The sequence below is a fragment of the Hydrocoleum sp. CS-953 genome, assembly GCF_002260545.1.
Lineage (GTDB): Bacteria > Cyanobacteriota > Cyanobacteriia > Cyanobacteriales > Microcoleaceae > Trichodesmium.
This window is the reverse complement of the sequence record NZ_LGSU01000542.1, coordinates 1-3575: the sequence shown is the minus strand read 5'-3', so window position 1 is coordinate 3575 and position 3575 is coordinate 1. Positions and strand designations below refer to the sequence as shown.

The 3575-nt window shown below is 35.2% G+C and carries 2 protein-coding genes; both read left to right on the top strand.

All coding sequences use genetic code 11. The annotated features are described in order from the left end of the window. Positions 1-809: 809 nt before the first annotated feature. Positions 810-1940, top strand: coding sequence for a DegT/DnrJ/EryC1/StrS aminotransferase family protein (locus AFK68_RS05710; protein ID WP_094671949.1), 1131 nt, complete (start codon positions 810-812; stop codon positions 1938-1940). A 380-nt stretch (positions 1941-2320) separates the two neighbouring features. Next, complete coding sequence (gene crtB / locus AFK68_RS05705) at positions 2321-3214, top strand: cyanoexosortase B (protein ID WP_094671948.1); 894 nt, start codon at positions 2321-2323, stop codon at positions 3212-3214. Positions 3215-3575: the final 361 nt, after the last annotated feature.

The following is a 3575-nucleotide window of genomic DNA, read 5'->3' as shown; positions in this document are numbered from 1 at the left end:
CGTAACATTTTTAAAATTCTATTATTAGATAATACATATAAAATATTATTAAGATTATATAACTTAGGCCAAGAGACATCATTTAGAGGATAAATCTTGGTTCAAACAAGATAAATATAGAAGCCATTTGGAATATGAGCAAAGGTACGAGTTTTTGGCAAAGGAGTCAGGAGCCAGGAGTCAGAAGTGAGGAGATCGAGAATATAAAATAGGGCAAAAAGCTAGAAAAATGACCCCATCTCCACATCTATCCCTCTATTTTTAAATAGAACCCATTTGGAATCTATAGAAAAAAATAGACTTTATAGGTTCTACTTGGTAATTTATAGTAGTCCACGAAGGCAACTTGACAGGCTAAAGATGTTTGACGTTATAAAAATTGGGTATAGTCTTTATCCCTGATAATTCTCGTGGTGTAGCACTAGATTATATGGATAATCATGATCAATAAAAGACTTATTTGTAGCAAGATTTTATAGATTGGTAGACGATAATCTTATGCCCCGATCATTTCCAGAAGTTATTTGTGCTATCTTATACATACTAATTAAGCCAACTTAATGTATAAAGCAATACCCAAAAGCATTAATCAGAATAATTGGGTCTAAAACCCCAAACCCCGCCTTTTAAGGTGAAATGTTTTTGGAGGGTTACTCACCCATCCCCGTGACAAAAACAACTTCTAACTTCTGACTTTTGAGTTGGTTAACCTCTCTTAAGGAGAATATGATAGAAGTCGCCGAAGGTTTTTCAGACCATAGCTAAAGCTGACGGGTTTCCAAACAACCGATAGATATTATATGTAGAGTATGCCAAAAAATATTCCTTTCGTTGACCTCAAACTCCAACATCAACCACTTAAAAGTGAATTAGAAAATTCGATTCAGGAAGTATTAGAAAGAGGAGATTTTATACTTGGTCAAGCAGTAGAAAAATTTGAGTCCTCATTCGCTACAGCTTGTGGAGTAGAAAATGCCATTGGAGTTGCTTGTGGTACAGATGCTATAGCACTTGGACTTCAAGCTTGTGGTATTGGTGCAGGAGATGAGGTAATTTTACCAGCTAATACATTTATTGCCACTTTAATTGGGGTACTTTATGCTGGTGCTACCCCAGTGCTAGTAGACTGCCATGCTGAAACTGCGTTAATTGACTGGGAAGCTGCTCAAAAAGCTGTCACATCCAAAACCAAGGCAATATTGCCAGTACACCTTTATGGTCAAATGGTAGCTCCTAGTGAACTAAAAGACTTTGCTCAAGCTAACAACCTAATTATATTTGAAGATGCAGCCCAGGCTCATTTAGCCGAAAGAGAAGGATATTGTGCTGGAAGTGTAGGAACTGCTGCTGCGTTTAGCTTCTATCCTAGTAAAAACTTAGGTTGCTTTGGTAATGGAGGAATTGTTATTACCTCCGATCCAGAGGTGGCAAGTAAAATGCGAACTCTCCGCAATTATGGAGCGCCCCGTAAATATGTCCATGAGGAAGTAGGCACAAACAGTAGACTTGATACAATACAAGCTGCTGTACTTAATGTCAAGCTTCCTTATTTAGAAGGTTGGAATAGCGATCGCAACCAAGCGGCCCAACAGTACGATAACCTCCTCAGCCCCATGGAAGAGAAAGGTATTACTCCCATAAAGAATGTTAGTGGTAGTGGGCATATTTATCATTTATATGTGATTCGAGTCACTGACAAATCTCCGATTAACCGCGATACCCTAAAAGAGAAATTAACAGTCGCAGGTATTTCAGTAGGTATCCATTACCCTATACCCTGTCATCTCCAACCAGCTTACCAAAACTTAGGCTATAAACAAGGTGACTTTCCTAACAGTGAAACTTTGAGTGAACAGATTTTATCTTTACCTATGTATCCTGTAATTAGTGAAGAACAAATTCATCAAGTTGCCGAGACAATTAGTCAAATTATCAATTAGTAACTATTGGTTTAATTGATTTTAAAGTTCAGGGTGTTTTCTGAAAAATATCATCTATACCGTTTCACGGAAGTAAAAAGTAAAAAATCAAAAAAAAATAGATACTATTGGCTTCAACTTTTAACTCACAAGTATTGCCGGGAATTATTTTACACTCCAGGTTGTAAAACTATTTCCGACTTATGGACAGTGAAATGGTATAAAACNATATTTGATCTGAGTTAAGTACATAAGTTCGGGCAAGATGCCCAACCCACAAGAATTTTAAAATTAATATCTGTACTTAACTTAATTGACTTCCAATATGCTGTATATCTTTTAATTAAAGATATAGTCTAAAATGTTAAATGTTTTAATTACAATCAATATAACTAAAAAATATGCAAAGCCATCGAAAATTTCCTATTGCTATTGAGCAAAATTTACTAACAATAGCCATCGCTGCCCTAATCTTTTTGATGTATGCTCCATTAATAATCTATTGGTATAATGGATGGCTCAATAAAAGCATAAGTATAGAACATGAATATTTTAGTCATGGAATAATAGGTTTACCTTTTGCTAGTTATATTGTTTGGAATAATCGCCATAAATGGCAAAACTTGCCAAATATTTCTCACCCCTTAGGAGCAGTATTATTAGGAATTGGAGGAGTTTGGTATATCAGTGGTATTCCAGACTTAATAAACTTATCTTTTCCGATAATATTGGCAGGAATTTGCCTTTGGTTTAAAGGAATACCAGGTTTAAAATTAATGGGTATGCCATTACTATTTATTTTGCTTGCTAGTCCTAATTATATTCCCTACTTAATTGAACCCTATGCCTTACCTCTACAGAAATTTATTGCTGCAGTTGCCGGGTTTATTTTAACTCAGTTGAACATGGAGGTTACTGTTGAACAAATATACTTATATGTCGGGGATAGAATTGTCGAAGTTGCTCCCCATTGTGCTGGATTAAAAATGTTATTTACCAGTATCTATGTTTCTCTAATGTTACTTTATTGGACTGGAGCTATAGCAAGTCGTGCTAAGACAACTTTTTTACTCGTTAGTACAGTATCAGTTAGTGTCACTGCAAATATTGTCAGAAACACTGTACTAACAATTTTTCATGGTACAGGTAAAGATGAAGCTTTTCATTGGTTACATGATGGATGGGGTGGAGATATGTATTCTGCCTGTATGTTGGGTTTATTAATTCTGATTATGAACTGGATAGATAATTATTTCACAAAATCAGTAGATTCTACAAATGAATCTAATATATAGAAATTGTTATTAGAGTTGAGGTACAAAGTTTTAGGATTTTAGGTTGTAGGGAAAAGCCAACATGGAAAAGAAAAAACAACTGTACATCAGTAACTTTAAAAACAGGGTAGTCCTGCTCGCGTAATGGTTTTTCACTAAGATGAGGTGATGGGGTGATAAGGATATGGGAAGAATTGTTCGGATTTGCTGTATACTCCTCGTGTTTTAGTAAAACAAGGTATTCATACATCTAAATACTTCTGGAGTTTTTCTCTATAGAATCCCTGAAGGTATCTCCAGAAAATAGGTCTGAGGGATAATAAATTGATAAAAAATGGGTAATAATTGATTTGATGATTGGATGAGTGGGAGATATCTAATA